At 68.4% G+C, this 22,226-nt stretch carries 19 protein-coding genes; 13 read left to right on the top strand and 6 right to left on the bottom strand.

Annotated elements, in window-relative coordinates:
- Positions 1-7 precede the first annotated feature (7 nt).
- Positions 8-1,126 (bottom strand): peptide chain release factor 2, encoded by a 1,119-nt coding sequence (gene prfB / locus MB1_RS23860; protein ID WP_066913464.1) that lies wholly within the window; start codon positions 1,124-1,126, stop codon positions 8-10.
- Positions 1,127-1,213: 87 nt separating this feature from the next.
- On the opposite strand from prfB, the gene hisN reads away from it, so the two are divergent.
- The 6 genes from hisN (at position 1,214) to MB1_RS23830 (ending at position 7,504) form a co-directional block, all read left to right on the top strand.
- On the top strand, positions 1,214-2,011 hold the full coding sequence (hisN, locus tag MB1_RS23855) for a histidinol-phosphatase (protein ID WP_066913430.1): 798 nt from the start codon (positions 1,214-1,216) through the stop codon (positions 2,009-2,011).
- Positions 2,012-2,147: 136 nt separating this feature from the next.
- Positions 2,148-3,539, top strand: coding sequence for an acyl-CoA dehydrogenase family protein (locus MB1_RS23850; RefSeq protein ID WP_157084357.1), 1,392 nt, complete (start codon positions 2,148-2,150; stop codon positions 3,537-3,539).
- Positions 3,540-3,585: 46 nt separating this feature from the next.
- Entirely contained in the window at positions 3,586-4,809 is a 1,224-nt protein-coding gene (locus tag MB1_RS23845; protein ID WP_066913426.1) for an acyl-CoA dehydrogenase family protein, read from the top strand.
- Positions 4,810-5,203: 394 nt separating this feature from the next.
- A complete protein-coding gene (locus MB1_RS23840) occupies positions 5,204-5,728 on the top strand; it encodes a pyruvoyl-dependent arginine decarboxylase (protein ID WP_245650343.1) in 525 nt (174 codons plus the stop codon).
- The gene (locus MB1_RS23835) at positions 5,725-6,384 is read left to right on the top strand and encodes a hypothetical protein (protein ID WP_066913424.1); all 660 of its coding nucleotides are present in this window, start codon (positions 5,725-5,727) and stop codon (positions 6,382-6,384) included. The genes MB1_RS23840 and MB1_RS23835 overlap by 4 nt, the downstream gene beginning before the upstream one ends.
- A 25-nt stretch (positions 6,385-6,409) precedes the next feature.
- Positions 6,410-7,504: a hypothetical protein gene (locus MB1_RS23830; RefSeq protein ID WP_066913422.1), complete on the top strand. Its 1,095-nt coding sequence runs from the start codon at positions 6,410-6,412 to the stop codon at positions 7,502-7,504.
- On the opposite strand, the gene MB1_RS23825 is transcribed toward MB1_RS23830, so the two are convergent.
- Together MB1_RS23825 and MB1_RS23820 are read right to left on the bottom strand one after the other, a co-directional pair.
- Complete coding sequence (locus tag MB1_RS23825; RefSeq protein ID WP_066913420.1) at positions 7,485-8,879, bottom strand: aldehyde dehydrogenase family protein; 1,395 nt, start codon at positions 8,877-8,879, stop codon at positions 7,485-7,487. The genes MB1_RS23830 and MB1_RS23825 overlap by 20 nt on opposite strands.
- Positions 8,880-9,009: 130 nt before the next feature.
- Positions 9,010-9,462 (bottom strand): MaoC family dehydratase, encoded by a 453-nt coding sequence (locus MB1_RS23820; protein WP_066913462.1) that lies wholly within the window; start codon positions 9,460-9,462, stop codon positions 9,010-9,012.
- A 207-nt stretch (positions 9,463-9,669) separates the two neighbouring features.
- Between MB1_RS23820 and MB1_RS23815 the strand changes: the two genes are divergently transcribed.
- From MB1_RS23815 to MB1_RS23805, 3 genes are read left to right on the top strand one after another with little or no spacing between them, the layout of a single operon-like run.
- Complete coding sequence (locus MB1_RS23815; RefSeq protein ID WP_066913419.1) at positions 9,670-10,344, top strand: TetR/AcrR family transcriptional regulator; 675 nt, start codon at positions 9,670-9,672, stop codon at positions 10,342-10,344.
- 10 nt (positions 10,345-10,354) lie between these two features.
- Positions 10,355-11,275, top strand: coding sequence for an ABC transporter ATP-binding protein (locus MB1_RS23810; protein WP_066913417.1), 921 nt, complete (start codon positions 10,355-10,357; stop codon positions 11,273-11,275).
- Complete coding sequence (locus MB1_RS23805) at positions 11,272-12,867, top strand: ABC transporter permease (RefSeq protein ID WP_066913415.1); 1,596 nt, start codon at positions 11,272-11,274, stop codon at positions 12,865-12,867. The genes MB1_RS23810 and MB1_RS23805 overlap by 4 nt, the downstream gene beginning before the upstream one ends.
- 17 nt (positions 12,868-12,884) lie before the next feature.
- Here MB1_RS23805 and MB1_RS23800 read toward each other — a convergent pair whose 3' ends face one another.
- Positions 12,885-13,703: an alpha/beta fold hydrolase gene (locus tag MB1_RS23800; RefSeq protein WP_066913413.1), complete on the bottom strand. Its 819-nt coding sequence runs from the start codon at positions 13,701-13,703 to the stop codon at positions 12,885-12,887.
- Between the two features lie 50 nt (positions 13,704-13,753).
- Positions 13,754-14,545, bottom strand: coding sequence for a helix-turn-helix transcriptional regulator (locus tag MB1_RS23795; RefSeq protein ID WP_157084355.1), 792 nt, complete (start codon positions 14,543-14,545; stop codon positions 13,754-13,756).
- Between the two features lie 49 nt (positions 14,546-14,594).
- Here MB1_RS23795 and MB1_RS23790 point away from each other — a divergent pair, with 49 nt between their 5' ends.
- From MB1_RS23790 to MB1_RS23780, 3 genes are all read left to right on the top strand, one after another.
- Positions 14,595-15,494 carry an alpha/beta fold hydrolase gene (locus tag MB1_RS23790; RefSeq protein WP_084352588.1) on the top strand — a complete coding sequence of 300 codons (900 nt, stop codon included), beginning with the start codon at positions 14,595-14,597 and terminating at the stop codon, positions 15,492-15,494.
- A 93-nt stretch (positions 15,495-15,587) separates the two neighbouring features.
- Positions 15,588-16,475 carry a sulfurtransferase gene (locus MB1_RS23785; protein ID WP_066913458.1) on the top strand — a complete coding sequence of 296 codons (888 nt, stop codon included), beginning with the start codon at positions 15,588-15,590 and terminating at the stop codon, positions 16,473-16,475.
- A gap of 46 nt (positions 16,476-16,521) precedes the next feature.
- Positions 16,522-17,157 carry a uracil-DNA glycosylase gene (locus MB1_RS23780; protein ID WP_066913410.1) on the top strand — a complete coding sequence of 212 codons (636 nt, stop codon included), beginning with the start codon at positions 16,522-16,524 and terminating at the stop codon, positions 17,155-17,157.
- A 9-nt stretch (positions 17,158-17,166) separates the two neighbouring features.
- Here the strand turns inward: MB1_RS23780 and MB1_RS23775 are convergent, their stop codons facing one another.
- Positions 17,167-20,601: a TM0106 family RecB-like putative nuclease gene (locus tag MB1_RS23775; RefSeq protein ID WP_066913408.1), complete on the bottom strand. Its 3,435-nt coding sequence runs from the start codon at positions 20,599-20,601 to the stop codon at positions 17,167-17,169.
- A 317-nt stretch (positions 20,602-20,918) separates the two neighbouring features.
- On the opposite strand from MB1_RS23775, the gene MB1_RS23770 reads away from it, so the two are divergent.
- On the top strand, positions 20,919-22,226 hold a 1,308-nt coding region (locus MB1_RS23770; RefSeq protein WP_245650342.1), incomplete at its 3' end, for a GNAT family N-acetyltransferase.

The raw sequence follows: 22,226 nt of genomic DNA, 5'->3' as shown, positions 1-22,226 counted from the left end.
CGAGCGTCTACTGCTCGTCTTCGGTCCTCCGCCGCCAGCGGATACCCGCGTCGATGAAGCCGTCGATGTCTCCGTCGAGCACCGCGGCCGGCGTATTGACCTCGTATTCGGTGCGCAGGTCCTTGACCATCTGGTACGGCTGCAGCACGTACGAGCGCATCTGATTGCCCCAGGAATTGCCGCCGTCACCCTTGAGGGCGTCGAGTTCGGCGCGCTCCTCCTGCCGCTTGCGTTCGAGCAGCTTGGCTTGGAGGACTCGCATCGCCGAGACCTTGTTCTGCAACTGGGACTTTTCGTTCTGACAGGTGACCACGATACCCGTGGGAATGTGCGTCAGCCGGACCGCCGAGTCGGTGGTGTTGACCGACTGTCCACCGGGGCCGGAGGAGCGGTAGACATCGACGCGCACGTCGTTCTCGTCGACATCGATGTGGTCGGTGGTCTCGACGACCGGCAGCACCTCGACCTCGGCGAAGGAAGTCTGTCGACGCCCCTGGTTGTCGAAGGGGCTGATCCGCACCAGCCGGTGGGTACCCATCTCGACCGAGAGGGTGCCGTAGCTGTAGGGCGCCTTGACCACGAAGGTCGCGCTCTTGATGCCGGCCTCCTCGGCGTACGAGGTGTCGTAGACCTCGACGCCGTACTTGTGCTTGTCGGCCCAGCGGATGTACATGCGCATCAGCATCTCGGCCCAGTCCGCGGCGTCGACGCCACCGGCGCCGGCGCGGATGTTGACCACCGCTTCACGCTTGTCGTACTCGCCGGACAGCAGCGTCCGGACCTCCATCGCCTCGATGTCGTTGCGCAGCGACTGCCGCTCGGAGTCGGCATCGGCCAGTGCGCTCTCGCGGGCGGCGCCCTCCTCCTCGTCGACGAGCTCGTAGAGGACCTCGAGGTCGTCGAGGCGGCCGCGCAGATCGGTGATCCGGCGCAGCTCGCTCTGGTTGTGCGAGAGCTCGCTGGTGACGGCCTGCGCGTTTTCCGGGTTGTCCCAGAGCGTCGGGTCCCCGGCCTGGTGCTCGAGCTCGGCGATCCGCTTGATCAGTTCGTCGACATCGAGCACCGCCTCGACGGTTTCGAGAATGGAGCCGAGAGCGGCAAGGTCGGCGGCGACATCGGGTTGCACGGTCATTCAGGCTACCGGCGTCGGCGACTACTGTTCACCGCGACCGTCCCAACCGGGGGAAACGCCGCCCGAAGGAGTGCGTACGCCGTGTCGACAGCATCATCCGACGACCTCGTCCTGGCCCTCGAGATCGCCGATCTCGCCGACCGCATCACCCTCGGGCGCTTCGGCGCCGGCGATCTGGTCGTCGACGACAAGCCCGACCTGACCCCCGTCACCGATGCGGACCTCGCGGTCGAAACCGCGGTGCGCGAGATCCTGACCGCCCGTCGCCCCGACGACGCGATCCTCGGCGAGGAGTTCGGCGGCGACCCGGTCACCGTCGGCCGGCAGTGGGTGATCGATCCGATCGACGGGACCAAGAACTTCGTCCGGCGGGTACCGGTCTGGGCGACGCTGATCGCCCTGCTCGAGGACGGGGTCCCGGCGCTCGGCGTCGTCAGCGCCCCGGCGCTCGATCGACGGTGGTGGGCCCTGGCCGGCCACGGCGCCCGGGTGCGCGATCGGGGGGTGGAGCGGCCGATCCGGGTCTCGGCCGTCGGAGCCCTGCCGTCGGCCTCGCTGGCGTTCTCGAGCCTCGACGGGTGGCGCGAACGCGGGATCCGCGACCGGTTCATCGATCTGACCGATGAGGTGTGGCGGGTGCGCGCCTACGGTGATTTCTGGCCCTACTGCCTGGTCGCGGAGGGAGCGATCGACATCGCCGCCGAACCGGAGGTCTCGCTGTGGGACCTCGCCCCGCTCGACATCCTCGTGCGGGAGGCCGGCGGCAGCTTCGGGTCGCTGACCGGCGCGCCGGGTCCCGCCGGCGGGAGCGCGGTGGCGACCAATGGGCTGCTGCACGAGGCGGTCCTCGACCGCATCGGCCTGCCCGCCGACGACTGAGCGCCCTCTCACCCACAACCGAATATCCGGTCCGTCGACGCGGCCGACTCCGAACTTACTTTCTGGTAGACAACGATCTTACCGAGAAGTAAGGTCGGGGTTGTCCGTACCACTTCGTCGACAGCAGCTGGTGAAAATGACTGACCAAAGCACCGTTGGCCGACGCACACCGCGCGATACTTCCGCGGTGGGCCTCAATCCCGTCAAGCGCGACGCGATCGGCACCGCCATGCGCGTGCTGACCAAGATCACCGGATCCGAGCTGGCGGAGAAGTACAACCTGCGCAGCGTCATCGACAAGACCGTCTACGGCGGCACCAAGACCGGCTTCCGTGCCATCGGTGCCGCCGGCCGCACCTTCGAGAAGGTCGCCGGCGACGGGAAGCCCGAGCGGCTGGGCGACGCCTCCCCCGCCGCGCGCGACTACTTCGATCTGACGCCGGACGACGACCAGCGGCTGATCCTCGAGACGGTCCGCGAATTCGCCGCCGAGGTCGTCCGGCCCGCCGCGGCCGATGCCGACACCGCCGCCGCGCCGCCCGCCGATCTGCTGGCCCGCGCCGCCGAGCTGGGCATCACGCTGATCAACGTGCCCGAGAATCTCGACGGCGCCGCCGCCGGCCGTTCCGCGGTCACCAATGCGCTGGTCTACGAGGCGCTCTCCCACGGCGATCTCGGACTGGCCCTGCCGATCATCGCGCCGAGTGGTGTCGCGATCGCGCTGACCAACTGGGGTACCGACGAGCAGCAGAAGACCTACCTGCCGTCCTACGCCGGGGAGAACGTCCCGGCGTCGTCGGTGGTCGTCGCGGAACCCCGCGCACTGTTCGACCCCTTCGCCCTGCAGACCACCGCAACCCGCGCTCCCGGCGGCTACGTCCTCAACGGCGTGAAGTCTCTGGTGCCGGTCGCCGGGTCGAGCGAGCTGTTCATCGTCGCCGCCGAATTCGACGGACGCCCGTCGCTGTTCATCGTCGAGTCCTCCGCGTCGGGCCTGAGCGTCGAGAACGACCCGAGCATGGGCCTGCGGGGTGCGGCGCTCGGCCGCATCCACCTCGACGGCGTCTCGGTGCCGGCCTCCGCGCTGCTCGGCAGCGACGACCCGACCGTGCGCGCGCAGGAGTACGCCGAGGCGATCCGTCTCGCCCGGATCGGATGGGCGGCGCTGGCCGTCGGCACCGGTCAGGCCGTTCTCGACTACGTCATCCCCTACGTCAACGAGCGGCAGGCGTTCGGCGAGCCGATCAGCAACCGCCAGGCGGTCGCGTTCATGGTCGCCGATATCGCCACCGAACTCGAGGGCCTGCGCCTGGTCACCTGGCGTGGCGCCGCCCGCGCCGATCAGGGCGCGTCCTTCGCGCGCGAGTCGGCGCTGGCCCGCAAGCTGGCGACCGACAAGGGCATGCGCATCGGCCTCGACGGCGTGCAGTTGCTGGGCGGCCACGGCTTCGTCAAGGAGCACCCGGTCGAGCGTTGGTACCGCAATCTTCGTGCCGTCGGCGTCGCCGAGGGCGTTGTGCTGGTCTGACCGGCACCCCTCGCCGACACGCCCCGCTGAACAGCAAGGACATCCGATGATCAATCTCGAACTTCCCAAGAAGCTGCGCACCCGCACCAACCAGGCGCACCAGGTCGGCGCTCAGATCTTCCGGCCGATCTCCCGCAAGTACGACCTGGCCGAACACGAGTACCCGGTCGAACTCGACACGATGGCCGCCATGATCGAGGGCATGGCCGACGCCGGCGAGACGATCGGCGGCGCCTCCGGTGGCCGTTCCGACAAGCCGGCCGAGGACAAGCCCGACGCCAAGGCGCATACCGTCAACGGCGGCAATATGTCGTCGATGCTCAACGCGCTCGAGACCTCCTGGGGCGATGTCGGCCTGATGCTGAGCATCCCCTACCAGGGCCTGGGCAACGCCGCGATCGCCGCCGTGGCCACCGACGAGCAGCTCGAGCGCTTCGGCAAGGTATGGGCCGCGATGGCGATCACCGAGCCGTCCTTCGGGTCGGACTCGGCCGCCGTCACCACCACCGCCACGCTGGACGGCGACGAGTGGGTGCTCAACGGCGAGAAGATCTTCGTCACCGCCGGCCAGCGCGCGACCCACATCGTCGTGTGGGCCTCGGTCGACAGGTCGAAGGGGCGCGCGGCGATCAAGTCGTTCGTTGTGCCGCGCGACGCCCCGGGCCTGTCGGTGGCACGCCTGGAACACAAGCTCGGGATCCGGGCCTCCGACACCGCGGTACTCGTTCTCGACAACTGCCGCATCCCGCGGTCGAATATCCTCGGCAGCGAGGAGGTCGACACCGAGAAGGGCTTCGGCGGTGTCATGCAGACCTTCGACAACACCCGCCCCATGGTCGCCGGCATGGCGATCGGTGTCGCGCGGGCGGCGCTCGAGGAGCTGCGAACGGTGCTCTCCGACGCCGGTATCGAGGTCTCGTACGACATCCCGCCGAACAACCAGACCGCGGCGGCGGCGGAGTTTCTGCGCCTCGAGGCGGACTACGAGTCGGCCTACCTGCTGGCGATGGAAGCCGCCTGGATGGCCGACAACAAGAAGCCCAACTCGCTGCAGGCCTCGATGTCCAAGGCGAAGGCCGGTCGCACCGGCAGCGATGTGACGCTCAAGGCCGTCGAGCTGGCCGGCACGCTCGGCTACTCCGAGCACCTGCTGCTCGAGAAGTGGGCTCGCGACTCGAAGATCCTGGACATCTTCGAGGGCACCCAGCAGATTCAGCAATTGATCATCGCGCGGCGGGTGCTCGGCAAGTCCTCCACCGAGCTGAAGTAACGCCCCGGAGGTCACCCCGCGGGAGTCTCGACCGGGGACCATCACGGACCCGGACATCACACGACGGCGCCGATGCATCACGCATCGGCGCCGTCGCTGTGTTGTAGCCCACTACAGTAGGGGCACCCCTTTTCCGGGCCCGGCGTGGTCGACCGGCTGCGAACTGCGCTACTCTAGCTATCGTTCGATTCGCTACCGCCCGGCTGTCGACAGACCGGCCCGTTCGCCCGTGCCGTCGAGGTCGACGATGTCCGCGGGCACCGCCCGAGCCGGAGTCGAGTCGACATCAGGAAGCTACCGCGGGCCTCTCCGCGGCGTTGAAGGGTCGGTAACCCCGTTGGAAATTGACATATATCCACCCCACGAGTCCGGCCCGAGCCGGACCCGGCCGTTCGTGATCGAACTGGCCGCGACGACCGCCACGGGGCCCACCCCGCTGGCGGCGTTCGATCATGCGCTGCGTCGCATCGGCGTCGGCGACGTCAACCTCGTACGCCTGTCCTCGGTGATCCCGCCGGGTTCGATCGTGGCGCAGCGCGATCGCGTCTATACCGAACACGCCTGGGGCGACCGGCTCTACTGCGTCTGGGCCATGGCGGAGGCGAAGGTGCCGGGTACGACGGCCAGCGCCGGCATCGCCTGGGCGTTCCGCCAAGATGGCTCCGATGCAGGGCTTTTCGTCGAGGACGAGGGAAGCTCTCCGGAAGCGGTGGAGTGGACTCTCACCGCAACCCTCGAACACATGATCGCGGGCCGCAACATCGACTTCGGTCCCATCGAGAGCCGCATCGTGACGGCCACCTGCACCGACGAGCCGGTGTGCGCGCTCGTTCTCGCCTCCTACCAGTCGGCCTCGTGGCGCTCCGACGCGGCTGTGCCGGCCGCCGCCATGGCCCTTACCGATCGGGTGATGTCTTGAGCGCCAACAAGGTAGACGATCTTACCGAACATATCCCGACCACTCGGCTTCCCGAGGCGCTCGATATCGCGCCGGCGGATCCGTACATCGACGCCTCCCGCGACGAGGACATTCGGGTCTCCGTCGAGGAGACGCTCACCACCGCCGAGGTCGAGGAGCTCTACGCCCTCTACGAGGCCGCTTTCGGACCGCTGCGCATTCGGGCGGCTGCCCGACATGTGTTGACCCACGAGGAGTTTCTCGAGGAGGTCACCAACCCGTTGGTCTCGAAGATTCTCGCCCGCAACCGTTCCGGCGAGATCGAGGGAATGATGACCGTCACCAACCACCTCGAGACGGTGCCGTGGATCAGCCCCGAGTACTACCGCCACCAGTATCCGGAGCATGCCTCCCGCTCGGCGATCTACTACCTGGGCTTCGCCGTGGTACGCCCCAGTTCCCAGAACGCCCGGGTGTATCACAAGATGGTGCGGCGCACCGCCGATCAGTTGGTCCGGGAGCGCGCGATCCTCGCCTTCGACATCGCCCGGATCAACAACGCGGGCAATGGACTCGCCGAGACGACCGAGAAGCTGTTCAACTCCTTCGCCCGGGTCTCCTTCGACACCGTCGATGTGCAGACCTACTACGCGGTGGCCTTCAACAGCGCTCGCTAGCTGCCGGTCGACGTACCATCGCGGGGTGTCGCAACCACCCGCCGTCGACCGGATAACGCCGAACGTTCCGGCGGGAGCGCCGCACGGCACCCGCCTGCTGGTCGAACTCCACCGCGCCGGCCGACTGCCGGACGTCGTCGGATTGCACATCGAACCGCGGCACGGCTACGTCGTGCGTATCGACTACCGCAACGGCGGCGTCCGCATCGCCCGGGGCAACGACTACGGCGTCAACCCCTCGTCGTCCGCAGCGGTGGCGGCGGACAAGGAATACGCCAAGTTCCTGTTGCGGGCGGCCGATCTGACCGTTCCGGACGGCGACCGGGTGCTGCTGCCCTATTGGCGTACCCGGATGGGAACGGCGACCGATACCGACCCGCTGGGCGAGGCCCGTCGGGAAGCCGCGGCGGTGGGAGACGCGCTGGGCTATCCGGTGTGGGTCAAGCCGTGCCAGGGTTCGATGGGGGTCGACGTCCGCAAATGTGCGGATGCCGGCGATGTCCGCTCGGCGATCGAACGAATCGCGCGCACCGATGCGCGCATCGCGATCGTCGAGCGGGACATCCCGCTCCCGGATCATCGACTGGTGGTGCTGGACGGGGAGGTGGTCGCCGCCTACCGCCGCTTCCCCGCGGTGATCGTGGGAGACGGCCGCGCCACCGTCGCGGTGCTGATCGACCGCATGGTCGGCGGCGGCACCGACCGGCTGCCGCATCACCCGCTCGGGCGTCGACATGTCCACCGCACGACCGCCACCCTGGCGCGGTCCGGGTACGCACCCGACACGGTGGTCGAGGATGGCCGTTCGGTCACCGTCCTCGACTCGTCGAACCTCTCGACCGGTGGAGGGGCCACCGACCACGGCAACGCCGTCGCCGAGCGGTGGCGGTCGATCGCCGGGGCCGCGGGCACCGCGACCGGCCTGCGCTGGTTCGGTCTCGATCTCGCCTGTGGCGACCTGTCGAGCTCGGCAGGCGATTACGCGATCATCGAGATCAACGCCGCCCCGGGTCTCGAGCACTTCGCGGCGCTCGGACCCCTGCAGCGGCAGCGGGCCGAGGACCTCGCCGTGCGACTGCTCGCGCCTCCGGACGGGTCGCCTAGAGCACGCGACGCATGATCTTCAGCGCCCGGTCGGTATACGGCGGGTAGACCAACGGTAGGTCGGGCTGGAAGGTGCGGACCAGCACCGGCTTGGCGTGGCTGAAGGTGTCGAAGCCGGTCCGGCCGTGGTAGGCGCCCATACCGCTCGCGCCGATCCCGCCGAACGGCAGGCCCGGCACCAACAGGTGCATCGCGACGTGATTGATCACCACCCCACCGGCCGGAACCTCGTCGATCATCCGATCGCGGGTCACCGAGGATCGGGTGAATCCGTAGAAGGCCAGCGGCTTGGGTCGGGCGGCCACGAAGTCGATCGCTTCGTCGACGGACTCGACGGTGCGGATCGGCAGCAGCGGGCCGAAAATCTCCTCGGTCATCAACGGCTCGGACACGTCCGGTTCGACCACGACGGTCGCCTGGATGGTCAGATCGCGCCGCTCGGAGCGCCCGCCGGCCGCGATATCGCCCGTGGTGGCTTCGAGCGCGGCGACCAGACGATCGAACTGCCGCTCGTTGACGATCGGCAGGAAGCTGTCGGGGCGGTTGATCGCGTACTCGCGCATCGCCTCCGACACCCGGGCGATGAATTCGGCCGCGACCGCCCGCTCCACCAGCACGTAGTCCGGGGCCACGCAGGTCTGACCGGAGTTGAGCGTCTTCATCCAGGCGACGCGCCGCGCGGCAACCGCGATATCGGCGTCGGCGGCGATCACGACGGGACTCTTGCCGCCCAATTCGAGGGTGACCGGCGTCAGGGTCGGCGCCGCGGCGGCCATGATCTTCTTGCCGATCTCGGTGCCACCGGTGAACAGCACGTGGTCGAACCCCTGCGCCATCAATCGCTGCGTCACATCGGCCGCGCCCTCGACGACCACGACGGCCTCCGGGTCGAGATAGTGCGGCAGCAGGCGGGCGAGCAGGGCCGACGTGGCCGGACTGATCTCCGAGGGCTTGATCACCACGCAGTTGCCCGCGGCGACCGCGCCGACGAGCGGGCCCAACGTCAGGTAGATCGGGTAGTTCCAGGCGCCGATGATCAGCACGGTGCCCAGCGGCTCCGGTCGCACCCGGGCCCGCGCCGGCCACTGGGCGATCGGGGTGGCCACGCGGCGGGAGCGCATCCACCGCCGCAGTCGCTTGCGGGTGTACTCCGCCTCGCCGCGAGTCGACGCGATGTCGGCGATCCAGGCCTCCGCCGCGCCGCGACCGAGATCGGCGGCCAGCGCCGCGGCGATCTGGTCCTCGGACTCGTCCAGCAGTCGGATCAGGCCGTCGAGTTGACGCAGCCGCCAGTCGAGCCCGCGGGTGCGCCCGGTCGCGAAGACCGCGCGTCGGTCCGCCACCACCCGCTCGATGTCCAGGGTGTCCAATCGATCGATCTGCGCAGTCATGACACAACCTTTGATATATGTTCCACGGCCTGGTGGTTTCGACGATCCCACATTCGTCCCACGAGATCCATCGTCACCGCGCACGCCCCCGATGTCATCAGTCGATCACGACCGCCGACCGATCGCGCCCTCATCCGACGAAGCGGACAAGCGATTCGACGACCGCCGCCGGCCTGGCGGCACCCTCGAGCTCGACCGTGGTGTCGAAGACGACCTGGACCGCACCCTCGAGCCGATCGGCCGAGGCAACCCGCGCGAACGCCCGGATGCGACCACCCACCGGAACGGGCGTGAGGAAGCGCACCCGCCCGAGGCCGCAGTTGATACCCATCGCCACCCCGCTCACGGCGTACAACTGCCGCATCAGGGCGGGTACCAGCGACAGGGTGAGGAATCCGTGCGCGATCGTTCCTCCGTAGGGGCCGGCGGCCGCCCGCTCCCGGTCGACGTGGATCCACTGGTGGTCGTCGGTCGCCTCCGCGAATCGATCGACCCGATCCTGATCGATCGTCAACCACGCACTGGTACCCAACTCGATACCGGCCGAGCCGGCCAACTCGTCGATCCCCCGAAAGGTCCGCACCACAACTCCCCGCCGCCGAAGTTCGCTGTCGACCACTCGTGCCGACGTCCCGACATGCCGACGGGCGCCCATCACCGAAGGCCGCGTCGCCATCGAGCCAGACGCTAATCCCCCGGCAGCCGGTTGTGGAGCGGATCCCCCACCTTCGCCCGATCCGCCGGGAGCCTGCCATTGCCGACCGCTATACGGCGGTATAGTCTACTGTTCATGCGTATAGCACCGGATGATCTCACCGCGGCGGCCCGCATCCGGCACGCGGCGATCCGCTGCTTCGCGCGGGAGGGTTTCCAGGTCGGACTGCGGCGCATCGCCGACGAGGCCGGTGTGTCGTTGGGGCTCATTCGGCATCACTACGGATCGAAGGAAGATCTGCAGGCGGCCTGCGATGCCCACGTGCTCGACCTGGTGGCGACGATGCAGGAGCAGCGGGTGGCATCGAACGATGTCGCGTCGACGATGATGGATCAGCTGCTGATGTCTCCCGAACTCGTCGTCGAGGTGCACTACATGGTCCGCAGCCTCGGCAGCGGAACCGCAGCGGCCCGAACGTTCTTCGACACCCTGGTCGAGTCGGCGCGGGTCCGGCTCGCCGAGGGGGTGGCCGCCGGCATCGTCGTGCCGACCGCGGACGAGGCGGCGCGGGCCCGATATCTGACCCTGACCGGAATGGGCGGGCTGATGCTCGCCTTCGGCCTCAGCGCCGGAGCCGACCCGGCAACGGTGTGGAACACCTACGTCGCCGACACGGTCGGTCCGGCACTCGAGATGTACACCGACGGATTGCTCACCGACCCCGCGGCCCTGGCCGCCTATCGCGCCGCGACCGGCGCGCCCTCGCCACCCTCGGGGCCCGAAAGCTCCCAACGACCGATGAACGACTGACGGAGGACCCATGGCACCGATCATCGACGTCTCCCACCTCATCAAATCCTTCGGCTCCGTCCGCGCCCTCGACGGCCTGGACCTGGTGGTTCAACCCGGCGAGGTCGCCGCCTTCCTCGGGCCCAATGGCGCCGGCAAGTCGACGACCATCCGGGTGCTGCTCGGTCTGCTGCGGGCCGACTCGGGATCGGTATCGGTCCTGGGCGGCGATCCGTGGCGCGACGCGGTCTCCCTGCATCGCCGATTGGCGTACGTCCCCGGCGACGTCAACCTGTGGCCCAACCTCACCGGTGGTGAGGCGATCGACGTGCTCTCCCGTTTGCGCGGCACGGTCGACACCGCCCGTCGCGACGAGTTGATCGAACGGTTCCAGCTCGACCCGCGCAAGAAGGGCCGCACCTACTCGAAGGGCAATCGACAGAAGGTCGCCCTGGTGGCCGCGCTGTCGGCGGATGTCGACCTGTACATCCTCGACGAGCCGACGTCGGGTCTGGACCCGTTGATGGAGGCGGTCTTTCAGCAGTGTGTCGAGGAGTTGAAGGCCCGCGGAGCGACCTTTCTGCTGTCGAGCCATATCCTCGCCGAGGTCGAGAAGCTCTGCGACACGGTGACGATCGTCCGGGACGGCGCGACGGTGCAGTCCGGCCGGCTCGCCGACCTCAAGCATCTGCGCCGCAGCACGATCACCGTCGACACCCAGCGTGATGCGTCCGGTATCGCTCGGTTGCCGGGTGTGCACGATTTCCGCATCACGGACGGGACAGCGGAATTCGCATTGGACGGCGAGCACACCGAGACGGTGATGGCGGCGTTGGCGCAGCTGGGCATTCTGAGCATCGTGTCCAATCCGCCCTCCCTCGAGGATCTGTTCATGCGGTTCTACGACACGCAGGACGGCGCCCCGACGACCGTATCGGCGGGATCGCGATGACGACCTTCACCGGCACCGGCGCACTGGTTCGCCTCGCCCTGCGGCGCGACCGCATCCGATTGCCGGCCTGGATCCTGGGGATCGTTGTGCTGGCCGGGTACTCGGCGGCGGAGTTGGAGATCGCCTATCCGACGACCGCCAATCTCGAGGGGGTGATCACCTTTGTGCGGGGTCCGGCGGGCACCCTGCTCAGCGGGCCGGGCTACGGCCTCGACAACCCCACGCACGCCACGGTATTCGCGGCGATCTACGGGCTCTATGTCCTGATCGGGGCGGCGGTGATGAGCGCGCTGACCGTCGTGCGGCATACCCGCGGCGAGGAGGAATCCGGCCGGGCGGAGATGGTGCGGTCCAACCCGACCGGGCGGCACAGTCAGACCGCCGCCGCGCTGATCGTCGCGGCGCTCGCGAGCCTGGTGCTGGGGGCCCTGGTGGCCGCCGCGCTGGCGACGACCTTCGATCCGGCGGGCAGTGTCCTGTTCGGCTGTGGGGTCGCCGGGGTGGGGCTCGCTTTTGCCGGCATCGCCGCGGTGGCCGCCCAGATCACCGAGCATGCGCGCAGCGCGACCGGACTGTCGGTCGGTGCGATCGGAGCGGCCCTGGTGCTGCGTGGTGTCGGCGATACGTTGACCCCGTACGGCAACCTGGTCTCCTGGTTCTCGCCGTTCGCGTGGGCGCAGCAGACCCGGCCTTACGTGGACCCGCGCTGGTGGCCGCTCGGGTGGTGCCTCGTGGTGCTGGTCGTCGGCGTCGCGGTGGCGCTGGCGGTGCAGGATCGACGGGACGTCGGCGCCGGTCTGGTTCGCGCGCGCCTCGGCGCCGCGCACGCCTCTGCGCTGCTCACCGGGTCGTTCGGGTTGATGATGCGCCTGGAGCGTTCGTCGTTGGTGATCTGGACCGGCGCGGTCGGGCTGGCCGCCCTGCTGTTCGGCTCGCTGGCGAGCGCGGTCGAGGCGTCGGCGGCGGATCTGCCGACGTACGCGATCGAGGTGATGGGCGGCGACCCCGGTCAGTTGCTGGGCGGGTTCCTGGGGACGATGTTCTTCTTCGACGCGATCCTCGCCACCTGCTACGGCGTCACGGCGATGCACCGGCTGACCCTCGAGGAGTCGACCGGCCGCAGCGAGGTGGTCCTGGCAACGGCGACATCCCGCTGGGGGTGGATGGGATCCGGTGTGGCCGGGGCGATCCTCGGCTCGGCGGTGGTGCTGCTGGCCGCCGGTCTCGGCCTCGGTGTCGCCGCGGCCGCCACCCTCGGGGACCCGTCGCGGATCGCCCAGTCGCTCGGCGGACACCTGAGCTATCTGCCGGCGGTCGCGGTGGTGATCGCGGTCGCCGCGGTCGGCTACGGACTGCGCGCCGGTTGGGTCGGCTTCGCCTGGGTGCTCGTCGGGCTGGCAACGCTGCTGGGCAGCTTCGGATCGTTGTTGAAGCTGCCGTCGTTCGTCTTGGATCTGTCGCCCTTCGAGCACGTCGCGCGGGTGCCGTCGGTGCCCTTCGCGGTGACTCCGCTGGTGGTCCTCTCGGCGGTCGCGGTAATCGGTGTGGCCGGCGGTCTGGCCGCCTACCGGCGTCGGGATGTGGTCGGCTGATCGGTCGACGGGGTGCTTCAGCTGGTCACGTGTTGGCGGACCAAGGGCACCACGGTGTCCCGGAATTCGTCGAAGAAGCCGTGCCGACCCTCGGCGATCACCTCGAGGCGGGCGTTCGGCAGCCGCTCGGTCAACACCTCGGCGTCGACCACCGGGGTGAAGCGGTCGTCGGTGCCGTGCAGGACGAGGGTGGGGGCGGTGACGGCGGACAGGTTGTTGCCGCTGGAATGCTCCGCACTGACCAGGAAGTGCCGCTTGGCCGCCCACTTCGGCATCGTCGGATCGCCGAGCAGATCGGTGGGCGCGCCGGCATAGCCGCCGTGGGCGGCGGTCCATTCGGGCCGGTAGAACAGGTCGAAGACCGCCTGTCGCCGCCGGACCTTGTCGTGGTCGACCAGGATGCGTTGGACCTCGACCGACCGCGGTGTCGCCAGCTCGCCGCCGGCGGTGGTGCAGGCCAGGACCAGCCGATCGACCAGCTCGGGATGTCGGATCGCCAGATGCTGGGCGATGCGCCCACCCATCGACGTGCCGTAAACGGCCACCCGCTGCCGGCCGAGGGCCCGCAGGACCGCCGCGGCGTCGTCGGCGAACAGTTCGACGGTCCACTCGATGTCCTCGGCGCTGCCGGGCTCCGGTACCTCGGTCGAACCGCTGCCGCGGTAGTCGAAGGTAACCGTCAGGAAGCGGTCGGTGAAGTCGCCGCGCAGCCGTCGCCACCACACGTGGCTGTTGGTCTGCCCCTGGAGGAGCAGCAGAACAGGATTGCCGCGATCGCCCTCCAGTTGGAAGCGCAGACGGGCGCCGTCGGGGCGGCGGGCGGAACCTTCGAGCACCCGATCATTTCAACCCATCGGTCGTGTTGCCCCGCTGCCGGCTCCCACAATCACGACGCCGCCGCCCGGCGGCCGCCGAGCACGATCGGTGCGCCGGCCAGCCCGAGCAGCGCGGTGGCCGTCATCCCGAACATGCGCAGGAAGGTGTCGCTGAAATGCGAGGGTGATGCGAACCCGGCGTCGGCGGATGCCCGGGTCAGGTCGGCGCCGTCCGCCACCGACCGCGCGACGTGCAGCATGCGCATCCACAGCCGGTACTGCCGGAAGCTGGTGCCGGTCTCGGCCGCGAAGGTGCGCAGGAAGTGGGACCGCGACATCCCTTCGCGGTCGGCGCAGACGTCGGCGGCGCAGCGGCCGGCGGGATCGTGGGCAAACCGCTCGGTGGTCCGACTGATCCGCGGGTCGATCGCCGGGGAGGGTTCGGCGGCAACGATCTTCATGATGTCGTAGCCGTCGGGAAGGCCCCGGTCGCAGAGCTCGATCAGGTCGCTCTCGTCGCGGTGATCGGTGAACAGGGGTGGCCGGGCGCCGGCCATCCGCGCGGACAGGTCGGCGGCCCGGGCGCGGGTGACGTCGGCGTAGCAGAACAGCGCCCGCGCGTCCGGCGGGAGGATCAGGCGCATCACCGTTCGCGGCGGTATCAACACGCTGCGCGCCGTCACCGGTTCGGACCCGTCGGCCTGGACCGTCACCGCGGCGTCGACCCCGATGACCAGGCAGTGCACCGAGGCTGCGTGTGCGGCCAATCCCGGTGTGGCGCCGAGATAGGCGGCGCCTGCGGGCCATACCCACAGCCGATTCGACGCGGCGGAGCACGTTTGTGGAAGCGCCGCCGTCGTCATGCACGGATTCTAGGGGCGACCGCGACCCGTTCGAGGAAGGAACGCTTCGATGAGTGACCTATCGACTCCGCCACCGGTGACCGGCGGGAGCGTCACCGATGCCCTGGGACCGTCGACGGTGCTCGGCACCTCCGCGGGCGACGTGCGCGTCCACGAACGCGGGCGCGGCCGGCCGATCGTCTTCGTGCACGGCATGTCGGTCAACGCCGCCGCCTGGCGAAAGGTGGTGCCGCTGCTCGCCGATCGGTATCGCTGCATCACCGTCGACTGGCCCTTCGGTGCCCACCGGATCGCGATGGGCCCCGGCGCGGATCTGCGCTCGACCGGGATCGCCGATCTGGTCGCCGAGGTGCTCGAACGGCTCGATCTCATCGACGTGACGCTGGTGGGCAACGACGGCGGCGGCATGCTCTGCCAGCTGCTCGTCACCCGCCGACCGGAGCGGGTGGGTCGGCTGGTGCTGACCAACTGCGATGCCTACGAGAACTTTCCACCCCGCCAATTCGCCTACCTGTGCCGGGCGGCCCGATTCCCGGTCACGCTGCGGCTCTTCGCCCGCGCCCTGGCGGTGGGCGCCTTCCGCCGAGGCTTCACCCGCTCGCGCTTCGGCTTCGGCGGGTTGTCGCATGTCCGGCCGGACGATGAGCTGATCGACCACTACGTTGCCGGTATCCGGGAGAACCCGGCGGTGGTGCGCGACTTCGTCGCCTTCCTCGAATCGGTCGACCGCCGCGACACCCTGGAGGCGGCCAAGGCGTTCCCGACGGTGACCATGCCGGTGCTGGTCGCGTGGGCGACCGATGATCGATACTTTCCGATGCGCCATGCCCACCGGCTCGCGCGAGACTTCCCGAATGCTCGCCTCGAGCGCATCGAAGGCTCCCGCACCTGGGTGGCGGAGGATCGGCCGGAAGAACTGGCCGAACTGATCGGCGGATTCGTCAACTGATCATTCTCCGGATCGGGCGCCCGCCGTCAACCGTTGTGCGCGTCACGATTCGGTCGGTTGGTGACCGGCCGAGCGCTCGCTAGCGTGCGGGATATGAGTGAGCAGAACCCCGGCGTCGTGAGCGTCGAATGGCTACGTGACCACCTCGACGACGCGGACCTGGTGATCGTCGATTCGACCACCCACCTCCAGCCGAACCCGCCGGGTTCCGCGACCCCGTACTCCCTCGAGGCCGGCCGCGAGACCTACACCCCCGAGCACATCCCGGGCGCGATCTTCGCGAACCTGTTGACCGACTTCGCCGATACCGATGCCCCGCAGCCGTGGACGGTTCCGTCGTCCGAGAAGTTCGCCGCCTCCGCGGGAGCGATCGGTATCGGCGACGGCGTGCGGGTCGTCGTCTACGACCAGCACGACGGTTACTGGGCGACCCGCTTCTGGTGGCAGCTGCGCCTGGAGGGCTTCGACAATGTCGCGATCCTCGACGGCGGCCTGCGCGCCTGGCGCGCCGCCGAGGCCCCGCTGACCGCGGAGATCCCCGTTCCGACGCCGCGTACGTTCACCGCCACGCGGCGGCCCGAATTGCTCCGCTCGACCGAGCAGGTCCTGGAGGCCACCACCGACGCCGACACCGTGCTGGTCGACGTGCTGGCCACCGAGCAGTACAACGGCGAGGCGACCTCCTACGCGCGGCCCGGCCACATCCCCGGCGCGATCAGCCTGCCGGTGTTTCAGATCCGCGACACCGAGACCGGCAAGCTGCTTCCGGTCGAGGAACTGCGGAAGATCTTCGACGACGCCGGCCTGCTCGATCCCGCCGTCACCCCGGTGACCTACTGCGGCGGTGGCATCGCCGCGACCGGTGTCGCGCATGCCCTGTCGCTGGTCGGCCGGTCGGATGTCGGCGTCTACGACGGTTCGCTGACGGCCTGGACCGCCGACGCGGACCTGCCGCTGGTGGTCGGCTCCACCCCGCGCTAGAACCGAACCGGCCATTCCTGTCGTACCGTCGTGCCACGATGTCGCAATGGCACGAAAAATGGCAGATGCCCGATTCCTACAGGATCAGCGCGATCGGCGGAACGAACCGCATATCGCGCCGATCAACGCCCTGGTGCACTCCCTGCGTGATCGGGACGGGCGCGGGTGGGTGCCGGAGGTGGCACCGATGCACGCCGGGGTCGACGCGAAGGTGCTCAGCATCCTGCGCGACCCCGGCCCCGCCACCCGCAGCGGCGTCGGCTCGGGTTTCCTGTGCACCGAGAACGACGACCAGACGGCGGAGAACCAGACAAACCTGTTCGCCGAGTACGGGATCGATCCGCGCGACGTGCTGCCGTGGAACGCCTACCCCTGGTACATCAACGCCGCACCCGGATCGGCGCAGCTCGACGAGGGTGCGGCGGTGTTGTGCGCCCTGATCGACATGCTGCCCGATCTGCGGGTGGTGCTCCTGCAGGGCAAGGAGGCCGAGGCGGCGTGGAAGCGCGTTCTGCGACTGCGCCCCTCGCTGCCGGCGGACCGAAATCTCACCGTTGCGGCCAGCATTCACCCGAGTCGCCAGGCCCTGTGGACCGCCGACCCGGACGCCCGGCAGGCGCGACTCGACAAGCAGCAGCACGCCTACGAACTGGTGGCCGATACGTTGAAGACGCCGGTGTAACCGGCCCGCTCAGGGCGTGCAGAGTCCGATGAAGGCGCCGAGTTCGAGCATTCCCGCGGTCGATGCGGGCATGAATGCGGTCAACGTCGTCGAGCGCACCAGGAAGCACGCCCATTGGGCGCGCGAAACGGCGACGTTGAGGCGATTCCGGTTCAGCAGGAAGCCCATTCCGCGCGGCACGTCACCGTGTGAGGACGCGGTCATGCTGACGAAGACGATCGGCGCCTCCTGCCCCTGGAAAAGGTCGACGGTGCCGACCCGCACCTCGGGCAGCCCGGCGCCGTCCAGCGCGGCTCGCACCACCTGCACCTGCGCGTTGTATGGGGCGACGACCAGGATGTCGCGCGCGGCCAGCGCGCGAGGTGCCGCATCGGCGGATTCCGTCCAGGTGGCGCCGAGGACAGACCGGACCCCGGCGACGATCGCGTCGGCCTCCTCCGGCGACTCGGTGCGGTTGCCCGTGTGGTCGACGCTCACCACGTGCAGGCCCGGCTCGACGCCGTCGAGATGTCGATCGGATGCGGTGGGTGCGGAGTGCAACCGATCCTCGTAGGACAGGGTCGAGACCCGAGCGCACAGGTCCGGGTGCATGCGGTGGGTCTGTGCGAGGAAGTAGCCGCGATCGGCGGGGATCGTGGGGTGGCTGCCGAGCAGCCATCCGAGCGCCGACTGGTCGACGGGTTCGGCGTGTGTCCCCTGGCTGACCTGCGGCAACTGCTGCGGATCGCCGAGCAGTAGCAGCCGGTCGGCCGCGATCGACACGGCGATCGTGTTCGCGAGGGAGAACTGTCCGGCCTCGTCGATGACCAGCAGGTCGAGGCTGCCGGGGCGAATCTTCTTGTCGTTGGTGAAGTCCCACGCGGTGCCACCGACAACGCACCCCGTCTCGGTGCTCGCGTCGAGGAACCGATCGATCTTCGGCGCTGCCGTCCACTCCGGTGCCACCGTCTTGATGGTTGCCTTGTCCTTGCCGACGAGGGCTGGGCTCAGACCTGCCTTGACGACGGCGGTCAACGCGTTCTCAACCACGGCGTGTGACTGGGCGACCACACCGATGCGCCATCGCCGGCGCTCCACCAGTTCCTTGATGACGCGGGAGCCCGAGTAGGTCTTACCCGTTCCCGGTGGGCCCTGCACCGCGACATACGAATTGGTCATTCCCACCAATGCCGCCACCACGTTGGCGATCGGATCGCCGTCGGTCGGCAGTGGTCCGCCGTCGTCGAGGCGCGGCGCTCGACCGGCCAGCAGGTCGATCACCGCGAGGTCGGGCAGCTGCGAAGACTGTTGGACGGACTCGGCGACCGACCGAATCGCCTTCTGCAGGTTGTCGGTCCCCGGCGGCGGGGTGGGCATCAACGCCACCGGCAGATCGTCGAAGACCTCCGCCGGTTTGCGGCTCTCGATCAGTTCGATATCCCGAGGCCCCACCTCGGCTCGGACCTCGACGGCCGACCCGGCGGCAAAGGGCGCCCGATCCGGCCCCTTGCAGGCGGTCGGCGCGGGGCTCGCGTACACGACCAGCGCCGCCCCGGGTCGACTGCCGGGCGTCCAATCACCGGTCAGTCGGACGGTGCGAAACCAGTTACGCTTCCCGACGGGCAGCTCCCAATCCTTCTCCACCCGTGCCGATTCCACGACGAAGATGTCGCGAGCGCGCTGCCACTCCCCCACCGGATGAGACAGTCGGTCGTAGTGTCCCCACCAGAACTGCTTGCTTTCGCGCCGGTGGTAGTCCAACGACGTCGCCAGCAAGGCGTACGCCTGCTGCTCCGCTGTTCGCCCGGCACGGCCGACCGGCTCGGCGCGCGCCATCAGTTCGAGGAAGACCGGGTCCCCGGTGGAGAGCTCCTCGCCCGTCTCGTTCTTCTCCTGCGGCACAATCCGTTCGCGCACTCCCGCGTCCGCCGCGCGGTCGAGCAGCCAATCGCGCAAGCGCAGCGTGGACAGGCAGTCGTAGGCGTTGTACTCGGCCAGCGCCTCGAGTCGCTTCTGCGCCTCGGCCGGATCGTCCCGGACGAGGTCGCGGTACTCGTGGTAGCTGACCACCGATGCCCCGCCGTCTGCCACGGCGTCGTCGCCGTCGGAACGCAATTCGTCACCCATGTACAGCGGTTCGAGCTTCTTGATGCTGTAGGAGCGCGCCGATACCCGGATCGCACCGCGCACCGTCGCGTACAGGTCGACGAAGACCTCCGACCGCAGCAGGTCGTCGAGCGGCTTCTCCATCACCTGATTGCTCATCGCCAACCGTTTGAGCGCGGACGTCTCGTAGGGGGCGTAGTGGTAGATGTGCATGTCCGGGTACTTCTCCCGGCGCGCGGTCACCTCGGTGAGGAACTCGATGAGCGCGGCACGTTCGTCGGCCCGGCTGTGTGCCCACCGCGGGGTGTAGGTGCCGTCGGCATCCATGACGCCCCAAAGGTATTCGAGTCCCACGCGGTCGGGGTCACCCTCGTCGTAGAGCGGATCGCCCTCGAAGTCGAAGAACAGGTCGCCCGGTGACGGGGCCGGCAGCAGCGCGAGGGTGGAGGCCGCGTCGTCGGTCAGCTCGTACGCGACGGGTGCATCGTCGCAGGCCCGCAGCTGCGCCCATTGCATCCGCGCCTGAGCGCGCAGGCCCTCGAAGGTGGTCGCGGGGATACCGTCCGGTGCCGTGGTGGCTTCGGCCAGTTCGCCGATCGTGCGGATGCCCGCCTCGACGAACCGTTGCCGCTGGGAGATGCGCAGCCCGGCCACCAGGATCACGTCGTGGTGCGCTTCGGCCGCGTCCTCGCACTCCGCGCACCGACCGCAGGCGGTCACCTCGTCGTCGCCCCACCCGATCGGACCATCGCCGGCTCGGTGGTTGCTCAGCAGGTTCCGCAGCCGTTCGCGGCGTTCCCGGAAGACCGGCAGCACGTCGGCGACCCGGACGTCGACCCGTTCGCCGCTGCCGAGCAGTAGCGATACCGTCGGCGCCACCGGCACGCCGCGCCCGAGCAGCTGGTCCGCGTAGGCGCCGAGCTGCAGCAGGGCCTGAGGCTTCGCACTGCGGGCGAGCTTCGCGTCGCAGACCAACCATCCGGCGTCGGTCCGCTCGACGAAGTCGGCGTAGCCGAAGAACTCACCGTCGAAGAAGGCCGGCTGGTAAACCACGTCGGCGTCGGAAGAAAACGCGCGCATCGCCGCGTCCGCGGCCGCCGAAGCACTTGCGGCGGTCACCGGCAGCATCGCCTTCCCCGGCATCACCACCGTCCCGGCGTCGCGATACCGCTCGAGGATGCGCTGCTCGTGCTGATCGCCGAGCGCGGCGATCCGCTGGCCGAGGCCGTCGGGTGCCTTCTCGACCGGCCGGGCCCGCCCCAGCACGTAGTCGATCCGCCGGACGAACCCGTATTCGCAGTCCACCGCCACGGTGAGATCCGAGGCGCTCCACACCACGACGTCCTCCACCACGATCACAGGCAGCCTCCTCGCGCGTGCGCTGACATACCAGAAGATTCATCATCCCGCAGGCGCTTTGACCCGAGGATCGCAATCCCATGGGACACCCTGTGGGGTGTTATGTACTCGATCCCGGTGTCCGTTCCACCTGTCGGTCGACCGAGGTAGTAGCCGTTCCAGTCCGAATCCACCAGGTTCACCGCACACTGCTGTTGGAGACGAATGCAGCTTCGGATCCAGAGCATCTAGCTACCTGCTGAGTCGGGGAAATCAATCACGCAAACATAGCGTGTCTGAGTCCTGTGTGACCAGTGTGACTGGCGATAATGGGAGCCATGGCGGGAGATGGCGACACGGCGACCATGCCCACTCGATTCCTCCTCGACACCAACGCATTCATCGCTCTTGAACCATTCGACGGGCAGATGGAGCCCGGACTCGGACCGGCGGCTGCCTTTATGCGGCTCGCGATGAAGCAGCGGAACCACGTGTTCGCCCACCCTGCGACCAGGGATGAGCTTACCGAAGGCGCGGATCGGACACGCGCAATGCAGCGGATCGCCGAACTCAGCAAGATCGAGATGCTCGCTGAAACTCCGATCAGCTCCCACCTAAACGACATCCTCGGTCACCCTATTCCCAACTCCAACAACCACCGAGATCTGCGGATCCTGGCAGCGTTGCACGCTAACGCCGTGAACTTCCTCGTTACTGAGGACGCAGGTCTTCATAGATGGGCACGCAGGGTCGAACTAGGCGATCGCGCTCTTACCCTCGCCGACGCGGTCGCACTGTTAGAAACATTCGAGCCGCTGACGGTCGAGCCTCTACCGAGGGTGACGTCAGTCGAGTCATACGCTCTCGATCTCGATCAGGATATCTTCACAAGCATCAGAGGCGACTACGAGGGATTCGACGCGTGGATCGCAAAGGTGCAAAGCGACTCACCGAACCGCGAGTGCTTTATCATCACAGAAGATCCTGAGGCCTACGCAGCCATCGCCATTTTGGCGATCAACGAACCAGCCTCCCACTGCTCATACGACTTACCCGAGCCAATCACCAAGATTTCAACCTTTAAAGTGGCACCCTCCTTCACGGGGCACCGCTACGGGGAGCTTCTACTCAAAGCCATACTGCGGTCGCATCACAACCACGGCATAGGCAGCGCCTACGTCGAGGTGTGGGGACACCACCAACCGCTTATCGACCTCATGGGAATGTTCGGATACAACGACATTGGCAGGTCGGCTCGCGGCGAGGTCGTTCTCGCCAAGCGGTACCAGCCAAGAGATAGGGCTCTGTCACCGTTGGACTTCCATGTCGCGTATGGCCCACCCGCCGTGTCGGATCAAGCCAGCGTGTTCGTGATTCCGATAGTGGAGCGTTGGCACGACCAGTTATTCCCAGAGTGCGTACCCAAGTCCGAACAGCTCATGTTCCCCGGACTGGACGGCACCACGTACCCGTGGGGCAACGCACTTCGCAAATCGTACTTGTGCAACGCGCCTACGAGGCAGCTGAAACCTGGAGACGCAATCCTGTTCTATCGCTCCGGACGACAGACAGTATCGGTAGTTGGGGTGGTCGAAGAGACCTCCCGATCATCCGATGCCGAGGAGGTGCTCAACATGGTGGGCGTG

The organism is Millisia brevis NBRC 105863, from assembly GCF_001552615.1.
Taxonomy (GTDB): domain Bacteria; phylum Actinomycetota; class Actinomycetes; order Mycobacteriales; family Mycobacteriaceae; genus Millisia; species Millisia brevis.
The sequence above is the reverse complement of the archived record's forward strand: the minus strand, read 5'-3'. Positions and strand labels throughout refer to the sequence as shown.

Excerpts from the sequence above, each read along its gene's own strand:
- MB1_RS23805 (WP_066913415.1), top strand. The coding sequence starts at position 11,272 with ATGACGACCTTCACCGGCACCGGCGCACTGGTTCGCCTCGCCCTGCGG.
- MB1_RS23790 (WP_084352588.1), top strand. The coding sequence starts at position 14,595 with ATGAGTGACCTATCGACTCCGCCACCGGTGACCGGCGGGAGCGTCACC.
- MB1_RS23780 (WP_066913410.1), top strand. The coding sequence starts at position 16,522 with ATGGCACGAAAAATGGCAGATGCCCGATTCCTACAGGATCAGCGCGAT.
- MB1_RS23795 (WP_157084355.1), bottom strand. The coding sequence starts at position 14,545 with ATGACGACGGCGGCGCTTCCACAAACGTGCTCCGCCGCGTCGAATCGG.
- MB1_RS23810 (WP_066913417.1), top strand. The coding sequence starts at position 10,355 with ATGGCACCGATCATCGACGTCTCCCACCTCATCAAATCCTTCGGCTCC.
- MB1_RS23845 (WP_066913426.1), top strand. The coding sequence starts at position 3,586 with ATGATCAATCTCGAACTTCCCAAGAAGCTGCGCACCCGCACCAACCAG.
- MB1_RS23785 (WP_066913458.1), top strand. The coding sequence starts at position 15,588 with ATGAGTGAGCAGAACCCCGGCGTCGTGAGCGTCGAATGGCTACGTGAC.
- MB1_RS23850 (WP_157084357.1), top strand. The coding sequence starts at position 2,148 with ATGACTGACCAAAGCACCGTTGGCCGACGCACACCGCGCGATACTTCC.
- MB1_RS23815 (WP_066913419.1), top strand. The coding sequence starts at position 9,670 with ATGCGTATAGCACCGGATGATCTCACCGCGGCGGCCCGCATCCGGCAC.
- MB1_RS23825 (WP_066913420.1), bottom strand. The coding sequence starts at position 8,879 with ATGACTGCGCAGATCGATCGATTGGACACCCTGGACATCGAGCGGGTG.